Annotated in this window: 14 protein-coding genes; 11 read left to right on the top strand and 3 right to left on the bottom strand. The window is 62.5% G+C overall.

Going from position 1 to position 17135, the window contains the following annotated elements; translation table 11 throughout:
• Positions 1-297 precede the first annotated feature (297 nt).
• The gene (locus I6L35_RS20060; protein WP_216979153.1) at positions 298-483 is read right to left on the bottom strand and encodes a DUF2892 domain-containing protein; all 186 of its coding nucleotides are present in this window, start codon (positions 481-483) and stop codon (positions 298-300) included.
• 88 nt (positions 484-571) lie between these two features.
• Between I6L35_RS20060 and I6L35_RS20055 the strand changes: the two genes are divergently transcribed.
• From I6L35_RS20055 to I6L35_RS20015, 9 genes are read left to right on the top strand one after another with little or no spacing between them, the layout of a single operon-like run.
• On the top strand, positions 572-886 hold the full coding sequence (locus tag I6L35_RS20055; RefSeq protein WP_124243227.1) for a helix-turn-helix transcriptional regulator: 315 nt from the start codon (positions 572-574) through the stop codon (positions 884-886).
• Complete coding sequence (locus I6L35_RS20050) at positions 886-1299, top strand: YeeE/YedE family protein (RefSeq protein ID WP_064338373.1); 414 nt, start codon at positions 886-888, stop codon at positions 1297-1299. The genes I6L35_RS20055 and I6L35_RS20050 overlap by 1 nt, the downstream gene beginning before the upstream one ends.
• 13 nt (positions 1300-1312) lie before the next feature.
• On the top strand, positions 1313-1759 hold the full coding sequence (locus I6L35_RS20045) for a YeeE/YedE family protein (RefSeq protein ID WP_216979152.1): 447 nt from the start codon (positions 1313-1315) through the stop codon (positions 1757-1759).
• Between the two features lie 36 nt (positions 1760-1795).
• Positions 1796-2833, top strand: coding sequence for an efflux RND transporter periplasmic adaptor subunit (locus I6L35_RS20040; protein WP_216979151.1), 1038 nt, complete (start codon positions 1796-1798; stop codon positions 2831-2833).
• Positions 2826-5990: an efflux RND transporter permease subunit gene (locus I6L35_RS20035; RefSeq protein WP_216979150.1), complete on the top strand. Its 3165-nt coding sequence runs from the start codon at positions 2826-2828 to the stop codon at positions 5988-5990. Before I6L35_RS20040 ends, I6L35_RS20035 begins: the two co-directional genes overlap by 8 nt.
• 27 nt (positions 5991-6017) lie before the next feature.
• The gene (locus I6L35_RS20030; protein WP_216979149.1) at positions 6018-7157 is read left to right on the top strand and encodes an efflux RND transporter periplasmic adaptor subunit; all 1140 of its coding nucleotides are present in this window, start codon (positions 6018-6020) and stop codon (positions 7155-7157) included.
• A complete protein-coding gene (locus I6L35_RS20025; RefSeq protein WP_216979148.1) occupies positions 7150-7839 on the top strand; it encodes an ABC transporter ATP-binding protein in 690 nt (229 codons plus the stop codon). The genes I6L35_RS20030 and I6L35_RS20025 overlap by 8 nt, the downstream gene beginning before the upstream one ends.
• Entirely contained in the window at positions 7840-9054 is a 1215-nt protein-coding gene (locus tag I6L35_RS20020; protein ID WP_216979147.1) for an ABC transporter permease, read from the top strand. It abuts the gene before it with no gap.
• Positions 9054-10253, top strand: coding sequence for an ABC transporter permease (locus I6L35_RS20015; protein WP_042080309.1), 1200 nt, complete (start codon positions 9054-9056; stop codon positions 10251-10253). The genes I6L35_RS20020 and I6L35_RS20015 overlap by 1 nt, the downstream gene beginning before the upstream one ends.
• On the opposite strand, the gene I6L35_RS20010 is transcribed toward I6L35_RS20015, so the two are convergent.
• Positions 10250-12712 (bottom strand): diguanylate cyclase, encoded by a 2463-nt coding sequence (locus I6L35_RS20010; RefSeq protein WP_216979146.1) that lies wholly within the window; start codon positions 12710-12712, stop codon positions 10250-10252. The genes I6L35_RS20015 and I6L35_RS20010 overlap by 4 nt on opposite strands.
• Before the next feature lie 619 nt (positions 12713-13331).
• Here I6L35_RS20010 and I6L35_RS20005 point away from each other — a divergent pair.
• Together I6L35_RS20005 and I6L35_RS20000 are read left to right on the top strand one after the other, a co-directional pair.
• The gene (locus I6L35_RS20005) at positions 13332-14348 is read left to right on the top strand and encodes a lipoate--protein ligase A (protein WP_216979145.1); all 1017 of its coding nucleotides are present in this window, start codon (positions 13332-13334) and stop codon (positions 14346-14348) included.
• 223 nt (positions 14349-14571) lie between these two features.
• Positions 14572-16266: a pyridoxal-dependent decarboxylase gene (locus tag I6L35_RS20000; RefSeq protein WP_216979144.1), complete on the top strand. Its 1695-nt coding sequence runs from the start codon at positions 14572-14574 to the stop codon at positions 16264-16266.
• 146 nt (positions 16267-16412) lie between these two features.
• Here I6L35_RS20000 and I6L35_RS19995 read toward each other — a convergent pair whose 3' ends face one another.
• On the bottom strand, positions 16413-17042 hold the full coding sequence (locus I6L35_RS19995; protein ID WP_216979143.1) for an NAD(P)H-binding protein: 630 nt from the start codon (positions 17040-17042) through the stop codon (positions 16413-16415).
• Between the last annotated feature and the right edge of the window lie 93 nt (positions 17043-17135).

Below are 17135 nucleotides of genomic sequence, written 5' to 3'. Positions count from 1 at the left end.
TGCGGCTAGCTCGCAACCTTGGTACCGACGATGAGGGTCGGTCTACAACTGTCACTTGATGAGTTGCCCACTGATGGTCTCCGCTGTGTTAAGAACGGCAAAATGGTACTCATCCAGAGCGGTGAGGTAAAGCCTTATCGCCCTTTCAGCAACATTTAGATACAAGTTTGTCAATAATGGTGCCGACTGGTTATCTCCATAAGCATCACGGAGCGACGATAGCCATCGCTGCGCGATGACGCCCCGCTAGCAGAACCTATGCCCGATAGCAGGAGTTCCCCTGTCTTGCGCGACCTGTTACTTCAGCCCCAAGCGCTTCAGGATCAGGGCTGCCGGGCAGAACCCAGTGAACGCACTCTGGATCAGGTTGACCCCGACAAAGACGCTTAGCCAGACAGAGCCCGGATGCACCCAGGTGGTAAGGATCAGCGAGAGCAGCAACATACAACCCGCGACGATTCTGACTCCGTTATCTACTGTCATGGTCTTTCTCCCCATGTATTTTAGATATTGCTAATTTAGTGTTGTTTTATACAATAGAACAAATATCAGCAATTGCTAATTTACTTCTATGAGCCAATTCGACGAGATGAACAGACATGCGACAGCCGCCGCCTCCCTGCTCAAGGCGTTGGCTCACCCTGAACGCCTGCTGGTGCTCTGCCAACTGGTGGAGGGGGAGAAGGGAGTCGGGGAATTGCTGGCCCACAGCCAGCTGGGCCAGTCGGCCTTCTCCCAGCAACTGTCGGTATTGAAGCGCTACGGCCTTATCCGTTCGCGCAAGGTCTCCCAGCAGATCTACTACTCGCTGGTGAGCGAGGCGGCCGCCGATGTGCTGGGAGCGCTGCAAACCCATTTTTGTCACTCGGAAAATAAGGAATCTTGATGATGGAAAGCCAATGGCTGCTCTCTTTGGGCGGCGGCATGCTGGCGGGGCTGTCGGCCCTGATCCTGATGTTGTTCAACGGCCGGGTTGCCGGGATCAGCGGCATTCTGGCCGGTGCGCTGCAACACCGTGCGCCGTGGCGGGTGCTGTTTCTGCTGGGGCTGGGGGCGGGCGCCTGGTTGGCGCTGACCCTGGGCTGGGCCACCATGCCTGCATTCACCACCTTGCCCGGTTGGCCGGTAGTGTTGCTGGCCGGTCTGCTGGTCGGCATCGGCACCCGTCTTGGCAATGGCTGCACCAGTGGCCACGGCATCTGCGGCATGGGGCGGCTCTCCCTGCGATCCATTGTCGCTACCCTGACCTTTATGGCGGCAGGCTTTATCACCGTCTTCGTCACTCATCATCTGTTGTAAGAGGCTGATTGCCATGAAATTGCTGACAAGTTTGTTCGCGGGCCTGCTGTTCGGGCTGGGGATGGCCATCTCCGGCATGGTGGATCCCGCTCGGGTCACCGGTTTTCTCGATCTGGCTGGCGCCTGGGATCCCAGCCTCGCCTTCGTGATGGGAGGGGCTCTGCTGGTCTTTATGCCGGGTTACTTTCTGCTGGTGAAACCCCGTCGCCAGAGCGTGCTGGGTGAGCCCATCGCGGCAGTACCTGCCCCAAAGCTGGAACGCAATCTGGTCGGTGGTGCTGCGCTGTTCGGTATCGGCTGGGGATTGGTGGGCATCTGTCCGGGGCCCGCCTTGAGTCTCATTTCCAGCGGCCAGCCCATGATACTGTTGTTTATAGTGGCCATGGTGGTCGGGATTTTGCTTGTTGATCGGGTTTGGGTGAAGGTGCGGGATAAGCGCTGCCACCCCCGCTCTGCCTGAATGTATTGCCCCTGGTGTCGGGGAAGGAGGAATATCATGGAACAGATCCGCTTGCTGGGGGCCACCATGCTGGCCGTGACCTCCGCTCTTGTCTCTCCGATAACATGGTCTGCCGAGGTGAATGGCGATGCAGCCCTGACCCTTGCCCCTCGTCAGGTGACCGACTGGCTCACCCTGGATGGCACCGTCAGTGCCATCAATCAGGGGACGGTGGCAGCCCAGACCAGCGGCCGGGTCTCCCGCATGCTGGTGGATGTGAACGATCAGGTGCAGGCGGGGCAGCCGCTGCTGGAGATCAGCGGCAAGGAGCAGTTTGCCGCCGTCACGGGGGCCGAGGCGCGGCTGGCGCGGGCGCAGGCTCAGCAAGTGGAAGCCGAGCGCCAGCTCGCCCGCTTTCAGGCGCTGATTGCCAAGGGGGTGATCACCCGCGCCCAGCTCGACAATGCCCAGGCGACGGATCGCGCCGCCCGCGCCGAGGTCAATGCTGCCGATGCAGCTCTCACTCAGGCCCGCGAGGCCTACGGTTATACCCGCATTCTGGCTCCCTACGCCGGAGTTGTGACCAAACGGCTGGTGGAGTTGGGGGAGACTGTCGCCCCCGGTACCCCGCTGCTCTCCGGCTTCTCTCTCGACACCTTGCGGGTGGAGGTGGAGTTACCCCAATCCGCCCTGACGCTGGCTCGTGAGCCTGCGGATGTGCAGGTGCTGCTGCCCGATGGCAAGTCTGTTACCCCGGTCAAATTGACCCGCTTCAACTATGCCGACAGCCAGAGCCACGCCTTCAGGTTGCGCCTCGACTTGCCGCCGCAAACCGCCGGGGTATTGCCCGGCATGTGGCTCAAGGTGCAGCTCAAACAGGGTGAACGTCAGGTGTTGCAGGTGCCGGATCGCGCCCTGCTGCGGCAAGGGGAGTTCAACGGCGTCTATCTGCAACAGCCCGCTGGCTGGGCCCTGACGCCGGTGCGGGTCGGCCATTGCTTTGAAGGGCAGTGCGAGATCCTGGCCGGGCTGCAAGCCGGTGACAAGCTGGCTCCCGATGCCTGGGCGCAGCAGCAGGAGGTGGCCCATGAGTAGCGAGCAGAACGGCAACAAGGAGAGGCTGGGGCCTGCCGGTCGGCTGGCTGCGCTGTTTCAGGGCTCGGCCATCACCCCGTTGCTGGCGCTGGTGGGGTTGCTGCTCGGTCTGTTTGCTGTGCTGGTGACCCCCAAGGAGGAGGAGCCGCAGATCGATGTCACCTTCGCCGATGTCTATATTCCCTTCCCGGGAGCCAGCCCGGCTGAAGTGGCCTCTCTCGTCACCACCCCTGCCGAGCAGGTGGTCTCCCAGATAAAGGGAATTGATACCCTCTACTCTTTTTCCCAACCCGATGGCGCCCTGCTGGTGGTGGTGTTCAAGGTGGGGGTAAGCCGCGAGCAGGCCATCGTCGATCTCAACAACCAGCTCGACTCCAACCGCGATTGGCTGCCACAGGGGATCGGAGTCGGTCAGCCACTGGTAAAACCCCGGGGGATCGATGATGTCCCCATCGTCAGTCTGACCTTATGGAGCAAAGAGGGGAGCAAGCAACTGGGGGCCCCCGAGCTGACCCGGGTCGCCCATGAGCTGGAGACCGAACTCAAGCGCATTCCCGGTACCCGCGATATTTACACGCTGGGCAGCCAGAGTGCCGTGTTGCGGGTGATGCCGGATCCGGCGGCCCTCAGCGCCCACGGCATCAGCTGGGGCGATCTGAGCCAGCGACTGGCGGCCGCCAATCAGGTAGGCACCACACAGGCTATCGAGCAGAACAACAGTGAGATTAAGGTGCAGGTGGGGCAGTTCCTGCAAAGTGAGCAGGAGGCTAGAGAGCTGGTGGTGGGGCTGCACGACGGCAAGCCGGTCTATCTGGGGGAGGTGGCCAAGGTCTATCTGGGTCAGGAGACCCCGACCAAACGCAGCTGGATGGGGCTGGGGCAGGCCAGTTATCCGGCGGTGACCCTGGCCATCGGCAAGCAGCCGGGCCAGAACGCGGTCGAGGTGGCCAAGCGGGTGGAGGCGCGGGTCGAGAGTTTGCAGAACCGGCTCATCCCTGCTGGGGTCGAGGTGACGGTGACCCGGGACTACGGCGTTACCGCCGAGACCAAATCCAACACCCTGATCGGCAAGCTGATTTTTGCCACCACGGCGGTGGTGCTGCTGGTGCTGGTGAGCATGGGTTGGCGCGAGGCGCTGGTAGTGGGCGTTGCCATCGTTATCACCCTGGCGCTGACCCTGTTTGCCAGCTGGGCGTGGGGCTTTACCCTCAACCGGGTGTCGCTGTTCGCGCTGATCTTCTCCATCGGCATCTTGGTGGATGACGCCATAGTCGTGGTGGAGAACATCCACCGCCATCGCGGTTTGGGCAAGGGGGCGCTCAAGGAGCTTATTCCGGGGGCGGTGGACGAGGTGGGGGGGCCGACCATACTGGCGACCCTGACCGTCATCGCGGCCCTGCTGCCGATGGCCTTTGTCAGCGGGCTGATGGGCCCTTACATGAGCCCCATCCCCATCAATGCCAGCATGGGGATGCTTATCTCCCTGCTGGTGGCCTTTATCTTCTCCCCCTGGCTGGCGAGCCATTTGCTCAAGGGTGAGGTGCACGGTGCCCACGGCGAGGCCAAGGCTGGTCTCTTTCACCGGCTGATGACCCCTTTTCTGATCGGTGATGGCGCCAAGAAGGCCAGACGCAAGCTCTGGCTGGCGGTGTTGCTGCTGATCGGGGCGGCCACCGCCATGCCGGTGGTGCAGTGGGTGGTGCTCAAGATGCTTCCCTTTGACAACAAATCTGAATTTCAGCTGGTGCTCGATATGCCGGAGGGGGCGACCCTGGAGCAGACCGAGCGCACCCTGCTGGCGGTCGGACGAGAGCTTGCCAAGGTGCCTGAGGTGAAGGATTACCAGATCTACGCCGGCACCGCGGCCCCCATCAATTTCAACGGGCTGGTGCGCCACTACTTTATCCGCAGTGGCGCCAACGTGGGGGATATTCAGGTCAATCTGGTGGACAAGCATGAACGGGATCGCAGCAGTCACCAGATTGCCCAGTCGGTTCGGGAGCCGCTGCAGGCCATCGCCAGTGCGGCAGGGGGTAACCTGAAAGTCGTTGAGGTGCCGCCCGGCCCGCCGGTCTGGTCCCCCATCGTTGCCGAGGTCTATGGCCCGACTCAGGCCGCCCGTGAAGCGGCCGCTCGCGCCGTACAGGCCCGTTTTGTGGCCACGGCGGATCTGGTGGACGTGGATATCTATCTGACCGACTCGCAGCCCAAGTGGCGGCTGGTGGTGGATCGCAGCAAGGCGGCCCTGCTCGGGGTCGATCTCGGGGATCTGGTGAACACCCTCAATGGCGGGGTGGGTTATCAGGATGCCAGCTGGCTGCAGGGTCACGGCGCCAAGTATCCGGTGCCGATCCGCATCGAACTGGCCCCCGGTGACAAACGGGATCTGGCGGCTGTGCTGGCCCTCAAGGTGCGCAGCCAGAGCGGTCAGCTGGTGCGGGTCTCCGAGCTGGTGAGTCGCCGTGATGAGGTGGCCCCCAGCTATATCATGCACAAGAACATGCAGCCCATGGTGATGGTGGTGGCCGACATGGGTGGCCACACCGACAGCCCGCTCTACGGCATGTTTGCCGCCGGTGCCGATATCGACCTGCCCCAATATTACGTACAGCAGCCGGATAAACTAGGAGAGGTGGCGCTGTTGTGGGACGGGGAGTGGAAGATCACCTACGAGACCTTCCGCGATATGGGCATCGCCTACGGGGTGGGGATGATCCTCATCTATCTGCTGGTGGTGGCCCAGTTCCACTCCTATCTGGTGCCACTCATCATCATGGCCCCGATTCCGCTCACCATCATAGGGGTGATGCCGGGCCACGCCCTGTTGGGGGCCCAGTTTACCGCTACCTCGATGATCGGGATGATCGCCTTGGCCGGGATCATCGTACGCAACAGCATCCTGCTGGTGGACTTTATCGAGCAGCAGCGCAGCGCCGGAGTGGCGTTCGAGCAGGCGGTGATCGAAGCGGCGCAGGTGCGGGCCAAACCCATCATGCTGACGGCGCTGGCGGCGATGATCGGGGCTTTGTTTATCCTCGATGATCCCATCTTCAACGGACTGGCCATCAGCCTGATTTTCGGGATCCTGGTCTCCACTTTGCTCACCCTGGTGGTGATACCCTTGCTCTATTATGCCCTGCTCTCCCGACGCTCATGACGGGAGTCACTAGCGAAAGGATGCGCGATGAAGAGAGGTTGGTTGTGGTGGGGAAGTGGCGCCGTGCTAGCGGTGGCTGCGGCAGCATGGTGGTGGCGACCGCAGCCGACGCCGATCAGGCTGGCAGAGGTTGGGCGGGGGGATGTGCTGGTCACTGTGGTCAACACCCGGGCTGGCACCATCAAGTCGTGCCAGCGGGCCGGGCTCAGTCTGCCCGGTGGCGGCGTGGTGGAGCAGATCTCTGCCAAGGCTGGGGAGAGAGTTGCGCAGGGAGATCTGCTGCTGACCCTCTGGAGCGACGATATTCACGCCGATCTCGCCCGGGCCCGCGCCCAGCAGGCCCTTGGCAAGACCCAGCGCGAGGAGCGTTGCAGCGAGGCGGCCTACTACGAGCGGGAGGCCAACCGGCTGGCCACCTTGCTGGCCAAAAACCTCACCTCCCGCACCCTCGCCGAGCAGGCCCAGAATCTGGCCGATACCCGCCGCTATGTCTGTCAGGCATCCCGTCAGCAGGAGCGGGTTGACGAGGCGCAGGTCGCCCAGGTGGAGGCTCGCTTGAGCGAGCGCCGCCTGCTGGCGCCGTTTGCCGGAGTGGTGGCGGAGGTCAACAGCAAGCTGGGCGAATACATGACCCCCTCACCGCCCGGCGTGGCCATGCCTCCGGTGATCGATCTCATCGACGATCGCTGTCTGTATGTCTCAGCCCCCATCGATGAGGTGGATGCCGCCCGCCTCAAGGTGGGCCAGTCTGCCCGGGTACTGCTCGATGCTATGCCCGGGCGCGATTTTGCCGCCACCGTCACCCGCATCGCCCCCTATGTGAAGGAGCTGGAGAAGCAGGCCCGCACCGTGGAGGTGGAGGCGGCGCTCACCGCTGTGCCCACCGATGTACCCCTGCTTATCGGCTACAGTGCCGACCTTGAGGTTGAGGTGACCCGCGCCACCGATGTGCTGCGGGTAGCGGCCAGCAGCCGGGCCGACGATGGCAGTGTGCTGCGGCTGGAAGGGGATAAGCTGGTGCGGGTGGTGCCCCGTTGGGGCGTGGAGAACTGGAACTGGATTGAAGTCGCCGAGGGGCTCGCCGCCGGTGATCGGCTGGCCGCCCAGCCCGGACAGATTGTCGGGGAGGGCCCTTTCAGCGCCGCCATGGAGCAGGCGGATGAGTGATCTCATTCGCCTTGATGCCGTCAGCCGTCGTTTCACTCTGGGGGGGAGCGAAGTGGCCGCCCTCGATCGCGTTTCCCTGCGGGTTGCCGAGGGGGAGTATCTGGCGGTGATGGGCCCCTCGGGCTCCGGCAAATCGACCCTGCTCAATGTGCTGGGGCTGCTGGATCGGCCCGATGAGGGGCGTTACTGGCTGGGAGGGGAGGATACCGCCACCCTGTCAGAGCCGGCGTTGGCCCAGCTGCGCGGCCATCGCATCGGTTTTGTGTTCCAGTCGTTTCACCTCATCTCCCGCCTCACCGCCCGTGAAAACGTCGAGCTGCCGCTGATGCTGTGCGGGATCGCCCCCGCCGAGCGCCATCGCCGCAGCCAGCAGTTACTGGGGGAGCTGGGGCTGGAGAACCGGGCCGGACACCGCCCTGCCGAGCTTTCCGGCGGTCAGCGTCAGCGGGTAGCCATCGCCCGGGCCATGGCAATGGCGCCGCGGCTGATCCTTGCCGACGAGCCCACCGGCAATCTCGACTCCCGCTCCGGGGAGGAGGTGATTACCCTGCTGGAGGAGCTCAACCGGGAGCAGGGGATCACGCTTGTGGTGGTAACCCACGACTCGCGCCTCGGTGATCGGGCGGGCAGGCGGATCCTGATGAACGATGGCCGCATCAACATTGATAGCGGCGGTGGCTGAATGCGGCGCCCCGATGTGATCCGCTTTGCCGCCGTGGCCTTGTTGCGTCAGCGTTCACGGGCGCTGGTCTTGATCCTGGCGGTGAGTCTGAGCGTCACCTCGGTGCTGCTGCTCACCGCGCTGGGAGAGGGGGCGAGGCGCTATGTGGCCGACCAGTTCAGTTCCCTTGGCAAGGATCTGCTGGTGATGTTCCCGGGCCGCAAGGAGACCACCGGCGGGCTGCCGCCGGTCACCGGAAACAGTCTGCGGCAGATCACTCTCGATGATATGCACTACCTTGGCCAGCACCAGCCAAACGTGCGGCTGGTGCCGCTGGTGATGGGCTTTGCCGAGGCCAAGCAGGGGGCGCGGCTGCGCCAGACCATGCTGCTTGGCAGCAGCAACGGGCTGCGTGATACCCACGGGCTGGAGCTGCTCTCCGGCCGCTGGCTGCCGGGGGATGCCGCAGCGGATCGCCCGGCCGTCCTGCTCGGGGCCAAGGTGGCCCGTGAGCTGTTCGGTCAGGTCGATCCGGTCGGCCAGTGGCTGCGTTTTGACAATCGCCGCTTTCGGGTGGTAGGGGTCTTCACCAGCCAGAGCAGCAATCTGGGGATGGATATGGCCGAGGCGGCGCTGATCCCGGTCGGTAGCGCCATGCGGCTGTTCAACACCGAGGGGCTGTTTCGGCTGCTGATCCAGCCGCTGGCGGGGCAAGCCGTGCCCCCGCTGGTCACGCGACTGGAGCAGCTGATGCAGGGGCGCCACGGGGTGCTCGATGTGACCGTGGTGCGCCGTGACGCCATGCTGGCCACCTTCTCCACCATTCTCTCGACTCTCACCCTGGCAGTTGCCGGCATCGGTGCCATCAGCTTGCTGGTCTCGGGCATCATGATGATGAATCTGGCGCTGATCAGCACCCGCCAGCGCACCGGCGAGATCGGCCTGCTCAAGGCGCTGGGGGCCGACAGCCGCCAGATCCGCCAGCTGTTTTTGTGGGAGGCGCTGCTGCTGAGCGGCAGTGGCGCGCTGTTTGGCACTGTGTTGGGCTATGCCCTGGTTGCCCTCGCCGGAGTGATTTGGCCCGGATTTCCGGCGGCGGTTCCTCTGCTTGCTACTTTCTGCACCATACCGGCGGCCCTGCTGACCGGGCTGTTTTTTAGCTGGCTGCCCGCCTCCCGGGCGGCACGGCAAGATCCGGTCAGTAGCCTGCGCAGCGGGCAGTGGAGCGGTGGCTGATGCGCGCCGCCGATCTGCTGTTCTGGCTCTGGCGCGCCTTGCTGGCGGGGCGCAGTCGCAGCCTGCTGTCGGCGCTCGGCATTGCCATCGGGATCGCCTCTGTGACCCTGCTCACCGGCATCGGCGAGGGGCTCAGGCTCTATCTGCTCGACAGCTTCTCCCAATTTGGTACCCGGCTGATCGCCGTAACCCCGGGCAAGACCGAAACCGCCGGCGGCCCGCCCGGCATCCTCTCCAGCAGCCGTCCCCTGCTGCTGGAGGATGCCGATGCCCTCGCCAGATTGGCAGGGGTAGAGGCGGCGCTGCCGGTGGTGCAGGGGCAGGGGGAGGTGCGCAGCCGCGGATTGACCCGCAGCACCGCCATTCTGGGCACAGGTCCGGCTGCGCTCTCAGGCTGGCGGCTCACCCTGGTGCAGGGACGTTTTCTGCCCGCGGATGACAGTGCCATGCCCCGTGCCTATGCGGTGCTGGGTGCCAAGGTGGCAGCAGAGCTGTTTCCCGGCGGCGATGCGCCTGGCAGTCTGCTGCGCGCCGGTGATCGCCGTTTTCGGGTGGCCGGGGTATTGGCCCCCAAAGGGCAATTTCTCGGCTTTGATCTGGACGACATGATCTATCTGCCCGCCGCTCACGCCCAGGCGCTGTTCAACAAGGAGGGGTTGCAGGAGATCGATGTCATCTATCGCGCCGGGCAGACGGAGGCCGACATTACAGCCCAGATCCGGCGGGTGCTGATCGCCCGCCACGGCGCCGAGGATTTCACCCTCACCTCCCAGCAGGACATGCTGACCAGCCTCGACAAGATCCTCTCTATCATCAAGCTGGCGGTTGGCGGGCTCGGCATTATCTCGCTGCTGATCGGGGCGGTCGGCATCTTCAGCATCATGAGCATCGCCCAGCAGGAGCGGATCCCCGAGGTGGGTCTGCTGATGGCGCTGGGCTGTCCGCGGCGGCGTATTCTATTGCTGTTCCTACTCGAAGCCGTGGTGCTGGCGCTGCTGGGCGGGGCCATGGGACTGGCCCTGCTCGGCGGGCTCAAGCTGCTGCTCACCCTGCTGGCGGCCGGCTTGCCGCTCACCCTCCATCCTCTCTATCTGCTGCTGGCGCTCGGTTGCAGCGCTCTGGTTGGCCTGCTGGCCGGGGTCGCTCCCGCCTTGCGGGCGGTACGCCTCGATCCCGTGGTCGCCCTGCGGGGAGACTAGGCGGTCCCTTCCGCAATAGGCAAGCAGCGTTCTGGTCTGAACTGGGGGAAGTAACGACGATCCGCCTGACTCATGTGTCCGACCACCAGCTCCTGAATGATGAAGTTGAGCAGCTCGTCGTTGCCCAGCGTCCCCGCTTTGGCGGCGAGGAGCAACTGGCTTGCCTTGTTGAGCAGGCGCAGGTGATCCTGACGGTGACTGGCGAGTTCCCGATAGTCGATCTCCACCAGCATCTGCTCTTCAAAAGCGAAGTGATGGCGGGCCATCTCTAACAGTCTCTCAAGACTATCCAAAAACGGAGCAGGGTTGTCGTGCTGAGCTTTCATCCGCTCCAGCAGCCGATTGGTCAGCACGAACAGCTGACGATGCTCGGCATCGATACGCGGGTGACCGCATTCGTGGCCGGGTTGCCACTGCAGGGCACCCTGTTCCGGATCAAGGCCCGGGGTAAAGAGGCAGACCCGGCCGCGGCCGCGATGCTTCGCCTGATACATAGCCTGATCGGCGTGGTGCATCAGGGTTTTGGCATCCTCCCCGTGCTCGGGATAGAGCGCCAGCCCGATACTGCTGGAGATAAGCAGCTTCTGCTCCTCCAGTTGGAATGGATGGCGCAACTGCTGGTGCAGCTTGTCGGCCACCGCCAGCACTTCGTCGCCAGTCTCCGGCAGCAAGATAACGAACTCGTCGCCCCCCAGCCGTGCTACCAGGTCCTGTTTGCGCACGCAGTGGCTCATCCGCTCGGCCACCAGATTGAGCAAGATATCCCCGGTTTCATGGCCGAAGGTATCGTTTATCGGCTTGAAGTGATCGAGATCGATAAACATCACAGCCAATGGACGAGGCGTCTCCTGCTCCAGCAGCTCCTTGAGTCGTTGTTGCAGCAAGCGGCGATTGGGTAGGCCAGTGAGGGAGTCATAGAAGGCGAGGCGGCGCATCATCTCCTCCCGCGCCGCCCGCTCGGTGATATCCCGGGTGACCCCGAGGATCGCCTCCGGTTGGGTCTTGTGGTTACCATGAAGGGTAGTAATGGTCTCGGTCGCTACCAGATGGCCGTCCTTGTGGCGCAACTGGGTGCGAATGACGCGGCGGGTCTGGTCATGCTCTCCCCGTAACCATGCTTCCAGGGTGGCAGAGATCTCTTCGCGCAGCAGTTGTCTTGAAGCATCCGGCAGCAGCTGTTTGAGGGGCAGGGCAAACAGCTCTGGGGCCTCGTAGCCGCTCAGGGAGGCGATGGCCGGACTGATATAGCGAAAGCGCAAGCTGGCGGCATCCATGGTCCAGATCACATCGGCGCTGTTCTCCGCTACGAAGCGGTAGTGTTGCTCACTCTGGGCTAGCTCGCGGGTTAGCCGTTGGCGATCCAGCGCCTCCTGACGCAGGCGCAGGTAGAGGTGCAAGAAGATGCCGAGCAGGGTCATCAGGGTAAAGGTGATAAGCATGGCCACCGCCACGCTCTTGTCGAGCAGTTGCCGTTGCTGGCGCAGCCGCTCCTGCGTGGGGTCGTAGATAAAGCGGTCGAGGTTTGGCAATACCGTGAGCATGCCTGCCTCCAGATAGGTTTTGGCGATCTGCTGCCAGCGCTCCTGTTGCATATACCCGGGTTCGATAAGGTCCGGTTGCATCAATTCTCTGGTTTCGCGGGCCTCGAACTCAAGCTGTTCACGACTTGCAGCGTTGGGATACAGCGCCATGATCAGGTTGATCATCTCTTCGGGGTGTTCCATTGCATAGCGCCACCCCTTGAGGCTGGCCTGCTGGAAGGCGTATACCCGATCCTGTCGGGTGATCAGCTCCCGCTCGGAGGTAAACAGGTTGTCGCCGTAGAAGTCGAAGTCGATGGTGCGCGGACTGAAGACCCGATAGGGGATCCCTTTTTGTTGCAGATAGAAGGGCTCGGTAGTGCTGTAGGCGCTGATGGCATCCACCTTGCCCGCCAGCAGTGCTTGTATCCCCTCTTTGTAGGGGAGGGTGACCCAGTCGCGGCTGCGGGTCTGGTGGGAAAGGTAGGTCAGCAGCTCGTTGGAGCCTGGCTCCAGCATCAGTCGCTTGTTGGCCAGATCGGCCGGGTTGCGAATATCTGGCCGATCCCGCGTGAGCAGAACCAGAGGCGAGTGCTGCAGCAGTGCGGCGAGCACCACTACCGGACGACCGGCTGCCCGATCCAGCAGCAGATCACTGCCGCTGATGCCAAAATGGGCCTTTCCCGAGATCACCTCGCTGACCACATCGGTGCGGGAATCCGCTTCGCGCAGGGTCACTTGCAGACCGGCCTCCCGATAAAACCCCTTGGCGATGGCCGCATAGTAACCAGCAAACTGGAACTGGTGTTGCCATGGCAACTGGACGATGACTTGCTCCCGGGCTCGCACGGGGATTGAAGTCAGAGTGGCGATAACCATACCGACCAGCATTGGCAGAAACCAGCTGAGGTGCTGGCGAGGGGCTGCGTTCTCCGTCATACAATGTTTCTCTCGGGAGCTGTGTCCAGGGTCTGTTGATGTCTCTGCACTAGCCACACAGCCCGCAGGGCCGGGGCTGTGGTGTCGCGCATTGCCGTGATTGGCGCGATTATCGGGTGAACTCCACTTTTGGGGAGCGATCAACCTTACCTCTCGTGCCTCGCTGCGCGTTAGAACGGACCATGGTCGCGGTCGTGGTGAAACAGCAGCAGATTCTAAGCTGGACTCAAGCACTTCTTTGTAACCTGCAAGGGGAGAACAAGTCTCTGCAACGAGGCATCGGTGGGTTGGGTAGTCATTTTGTTGTCATTCATCACACTGGATATATACATGCTGTTTCTCGCAAGCCAGGTGATTAATAAGAGATCCATATGGCTTATCTCTGTGGTCGCATTCTAGCCATTTTCTCCCGTTTTTATTGTTTCGATTGCGGCTTAACCGCGATTCCTCGGTGGTTGCACGTCAGGCTGTGTCGTTATATCAATAGATACTTTTATGGGGCGGTCAGGTGTGACGCAAATGTATCGCGGCTGCTGCGCATCGGTTAATGTGCGATGGCTCAGTGATGGTACCCCGTCAGTGTTATCATGCTGCCCCCAGTTCCGGATAAGGTCTTTTTATGTCCCGCTTGCGTCTGCTTGTCTCCGACTCTCACGATCCCCTGTTCAATCTGGCCGTTGAGGAGTGCATCTTCCGCCAGATGGACCCCGGCCAGCGGGTGCTGTTCCTCTGGCGCAACGCCAATACCGTGGTGATTGGGCGTGCCCAGAACCCGTGGAAGGAGTGCAACACCCGCCGCATGGAAGAAGACGGGGTCACCCTGGCGCGTCGCAGCAGTGGGGGTGGCGCCGTGTTCCACGACCTTGGCAACAGCTGCTTCACCTTCATGGCGGGCAAGCCGGAGTATGACAAGAGCGTCTCCACCGCCATCGTGCTGGACGGGCTCAAGCGATTGGGGATTGAGGCCTTTGCCTCCGGTCGCAACGACTTGCTGGTGGCGACCCCGGACGGGGAGCGCAAGGTATCGGGTTCGGCTTACAGGGAGACCCTGGATCGCGGATTTCACCACGGCACCCTGCTGCTGGACGCCGACCTCGGCCGTCTTGCCAACTACCTCAACCCCGACCCCAAGAAGCTGGCGGCCAAGGGGATCACCTCGGTGCGCAGCCGGGTGGCCAATTTGTGCGAGCTGCTGCCGGGGATCGACCATCAACAGGTGAGCGAGGCGCTGCAGGAGGCCTTCTTCCACCATTACGGCGCGCGAGTTGAGCCCGAGCATATCTCCCCGGAGCAGATGCCGGATCTGCCGGGCTTTGCCGAGACCTTCGCCCGCCAGCGCAGTTGGGAGTGGAACTATGGCCATGCTCCGGCGTTCAGCCATCTGCTGGAAGAGCGGTTCAGCTGGGGCGGGGTGGAGCTGCACTTTGATGTGGAGAAGGGGGTCATCACCCGGGCACAGCTCTTTAGCGATACTCTGGAGCCGGCCCCGTTTGATCTGCTGGCGGCCGAACTGGCGGGTTGCGGCTATCGACCGGACGCTGTCGCCGCGCGCCTGCAGCCCTGGCTGGCGGCCTTTCCGCAGCAGCAGAGCGAGCTGGGGGAGTTTGCCGAGTGGCTGTTGACCTCCCTGCGTTGAGGGGGACGCTGCGCTGATGGTGGTCTGGTAGTGAGGGCGCTGTCAGCCAGGATGGGAGCAAGATCACGAAATATAAAGAGGCGCCTCAAAGGCGCCTTTTTGCCAGCCCTTGTGATGGCTGATACATGACAAAAAGTAGGGTAGGCCATTAGATATTGTCACTGTCGGCCCCACTGGTACAGGGGTATAACGGCCGCACACTTGCTGTACTAATGGTATAAAAATGAGTGACTTAGTTTATCTGCAAGACGAAAGCGTCAATGCCGTCCATCCCGATTTCTCCGCCCGTTTCGCCACCGTCAAAGCCAACTTTTTCTCGCGCAATCCCGATCTCTGGCCCGTTTTTCGCGAACCCGGATTTGCCACCCTCAACGAATTTCGGGCCCGTGGCCTGGCCCCCGATGCCCGCCTGAACGCCTGGCCTGATGGCCGTGCCCGCCTGGCCGATCTCTGCGAGACCATGCCGGTGCCCGCCACCATGCGTACCCCGGGCGAACCCATGGCCGAGCTGCTGTTTGCCGCCGCCCTGTCGAAGGATTGGGAGAATCCCTCCAGCGTCGAGAACGTCATCACCATGTCGGCGGATCCCGCTATCTATGGTGCCCAGCTGGGCATTCTGGCCAACCCCAATCTGGTCTACTCCGAATACGCCGGGGTCGCCGAGGAGCTGGAAAAGAAGGTGGTGCGCCAGATTGCGCTGCTGGCAGGCTATGACCCCGAGCGGGCCACCGGCATCTTCACCCAGGGGGGGACCTTCTGTAACCTCTACGGCTACCTGCTCGGCATTCGCAAAAGCCTGCCCGAGGCCAAGCACAAGGGGCTCGGCCACTATCAGGATTACCGCATCATCAACTCCCAGGGCGGTCACTACTCCAACATCACCAACCTCTCCCTGCTCGGGGTCGATATCGAGAACAAGACTATCCGCATTCAGGTCGGCGAGAACAACGACATCGATCTCGACCATCTCGAGCGCACCCTGACCGCCTGTTTTGCCCTGAAACACGTGGTGCCCACCATCATGCTCACCATGGGCACCACCGACACCTTCGGGGTGGATCAGGTGAAACCCGTGTTCGAACTGCGCAATCGCTTGTGCGAGCAGTTTGAGGTGGCGGTCAAACCCCATATCCACGTCGATGCCGCCATCGGCTGGTCGATGATCTTCTTCCTGGGTTACGACTTTGCCGCCAACCCGCTCGCCATCAACAGCGCCACTCTGGCGGGGATCGAGCGCAACGTGGCGCGCTTTGCCGAGCTGAAATATGCCGACTCCTTCACCGTCGACTTCCAGAAGTGGGGCTATGTGCCCTACACCTCCAGTCTGGTGATGCTCAAGGAGCAGGATGACCTCAAGGCGATGGAGAATGACCCGGAGAACTTCTCCTACTTCGAGCGGGACATTCAGGGCCAGACCCACCTGCAATCCACCATCGAGTGTTCCCGCGGTGCGAGCGGTTTGTTTGGTGCCTATGCGGCGCTCAACTACATGGGGGTCGAGGGGTATCGCATCGTGCTGGCCCACTGCCTGCAAAATGCCAACTACTTCCGCTATCGCCTGAGTCAGCTTGGCAACGTCAAGCTGGTGGCACAGGAGAATCAGGGGCCGAGCGTCGGCTTCAAGATCTACAACCCCGAGTGGGTGAGTGATCCGGAGGCCGAATTTGCCTTCGAGCTGGCCCGCTCCAGCGACCCTGCCTACAAGGCGCGACTGCAGCGCAACACCGACTACCACCGCAGCCTGTTCAAGGGGCGCGGCAAGGTGGGGCTCTATACCAACTGGGTGGAGGCTGTGGCCCATTCCGACTATGACGCACGGGGCAAATATTCCTACATCGCAGGGGAGAAGGCCGTCTTTATGAACCCCGCCTGCACCCGCGAGCAGATCGACGCCTTTATCGACCATATTCGCGGTTGATGGCGGTTGCCCTGACTGCCGAGCGCGGTCAATGGTGGCAATAGATGGTTGGGGAGTATCACGCCAACAGATAGACAAAGGGCAAGCCAATTGGCTTGCCCTGCTGTTTTTACGGCATAGAGCTTAAGGAGTGGGGAAGGTCGGGTTCAGAGAGCCAGCAGTTGCTCGTTTTCGACAATCTCGCACCCGGCGGGCAGTTTCGAGAGGGCGATCATGGCGCGGGCCACCTGACGGGCCTCGATGGCGCGCCAGCGGGCGAGCTTGCCCACCAGCAGCGGCCGAAACAGCGGGTAGATGGTCTGAAAGATCTGCTCGGAGAGGCGCGGTGGCTGGCGATCTCCGAGCAGCATGGCGGGCCGCACGATGGCGAGCCGTGGCCAGGATTGGGCCAGCAGGGCCTGCTCCATCTCTCCCTTGGTACGCGGATAGAGAGCCAGGGACGATGCGCTGGCTCCCATGCTCGAGACCACGATCAGCCGTTGACAACCGTGGCGGCGGGCCAGTTCGGCAAAGGCGACCACATAGTCGAGATCGACCCGGCGAAACGCCTCGGCAGAGCCCGCTTCCTTGCGGGTGGTACCGAGGGCACAGAAGGCGATATCCACCGGGCGGGAGAGGGTGACGCTGGCCAGATCATCAAAATTGACCGGTAGCCAGTGGTGCGCCTCCTTGCCCGGCTTGCGACAGAGCAGGGTCAGTTCATGTTCGGCAGGCAGTTGCTGCACCAGTTCGCGACCGAGCAGGCCGCTGGCTCCGGCAATCAGGATCCGGCTCATGGTGTTCTCCCGGTTTCATTCGATGATGGTTCTGATCAGCATCAGTCAATTTGCAGGCAGCTGCAATGGGAGGATATGACACGACATTCCCTG

It is taken from the genome of Aeromonas sp. FDAARGOS 1405 (genome assembly GCF_019048265.1).
Classification (GTDB): domain Bacteria; phylum Pseudomonadota; class Gammaproteobacteria; order Enterobacterales; family Aeromonadaceae; genus Aeromonas; species Aeromonas veronii_A.
This window is presented reverse-complemented; position numbering and strand designations above follow the sequence as displayed.

Bases quoted from the DNA above. Each gene is read 5' to 3' on its own strand.
- I6L35_RS20060 (WP_216979153.1), bottom strand. From the start codon at position 483: ATGACAGTAGATAACGGAGTCAGAATCGTCGCGGGTTGTATGTTGCTG.
- I6L35_RS20055 (WP_124243227.1), top strand. From the start codon at position 572: ATGAGCCAATTCGACGAGATGAACAGACATGCGACAGCCGCCGCCTCC.
- I6L35_RS20050 (WP_064338373.1), top strand. From the start codon at position 886: ATGATGGAAAGCCAATGGCTGCTCTCTTTGGGCGGCGGCATGCTGGCG.
- I6L35_RS20045 (WP_216979152.1), top strand. From the start codon at position 1,313: ATGAAATTGCTGACAAGTTTGTTCGCGGGCCTGCTGTTCGGGCTGGGG.
- I6L35_RS20040 (WP_216979151.1), top strand. From the start codon at position 1,796: ATGGAACAGATCCGCTTGCTGGGGGCCACCATGCTGGCCGTGACCTCC.
- I6L35_RS20035 (WP_216979150.1), top strand. From the start codon at position 2,826: ATGAGTAGCGAGCAGAACGGCAACAAGGAGAGGCTGGGGCCTGCCGGT.
- I6L35_RS20030 (WP_216979149.1), top strand. From the start codon at position 6,018: ATGAAGAGAGGTTGGTTGTGGTGGGGAAGTGGCGCCGTGCTAGCGGTG.
- I6L35_RS20025 (WP_216979148.1), top strand. From the start codon at position 7,150: ATGAGTGATCTCATTCGCCTTGATGCCGTCAGCCGTCGTTTCACTCTG.
- I6L35_RS20020 (WP_216979147.1), top strand. From the start codon at position 7,840: ATGCGGCGCCCCGATGTGATCCGCTTTGCCGCCGTGGCCTTGTTGCGT.
- I6L35_RS20015 (WP_042080309.1), top strand. From the start codon at position 9,054: ATGCGCGCCGCCGATCTGCTGTTCTGGCTCTGGCGCGCCTTGCTGGCG.
- I6L35_RS20010 (WP_216979146.1), bottom strand. From the start codon at position 12,712: ATGACGGAGAACGCAGCCCCTCGCCAGCACCTCAGCTGGTTTCTGCCA.
- I6L35_RS20005 (WP_216979145.1), top strand. From the start codon at position 13,332: ATGTCCCGCTTGCGTCTGCTTGTCTCCGACTCTCACGATCCCCTGTTC.
- I6L35_RS20000 (WP_216979144.1), top strand. From the start codon at position 14,572: ATGAGTGACTTAGTTTATCTGCAAGACGAAAGCGTCAATGCCGTCCAT.
- I6L35_RS19995 (WP_216979143.1), bottom strand. From the start codon at position 17,042: ATGAGCCGGATCCTGATTGCCGGAGCCAGCGGCCTGCTCGGTCGCGAA.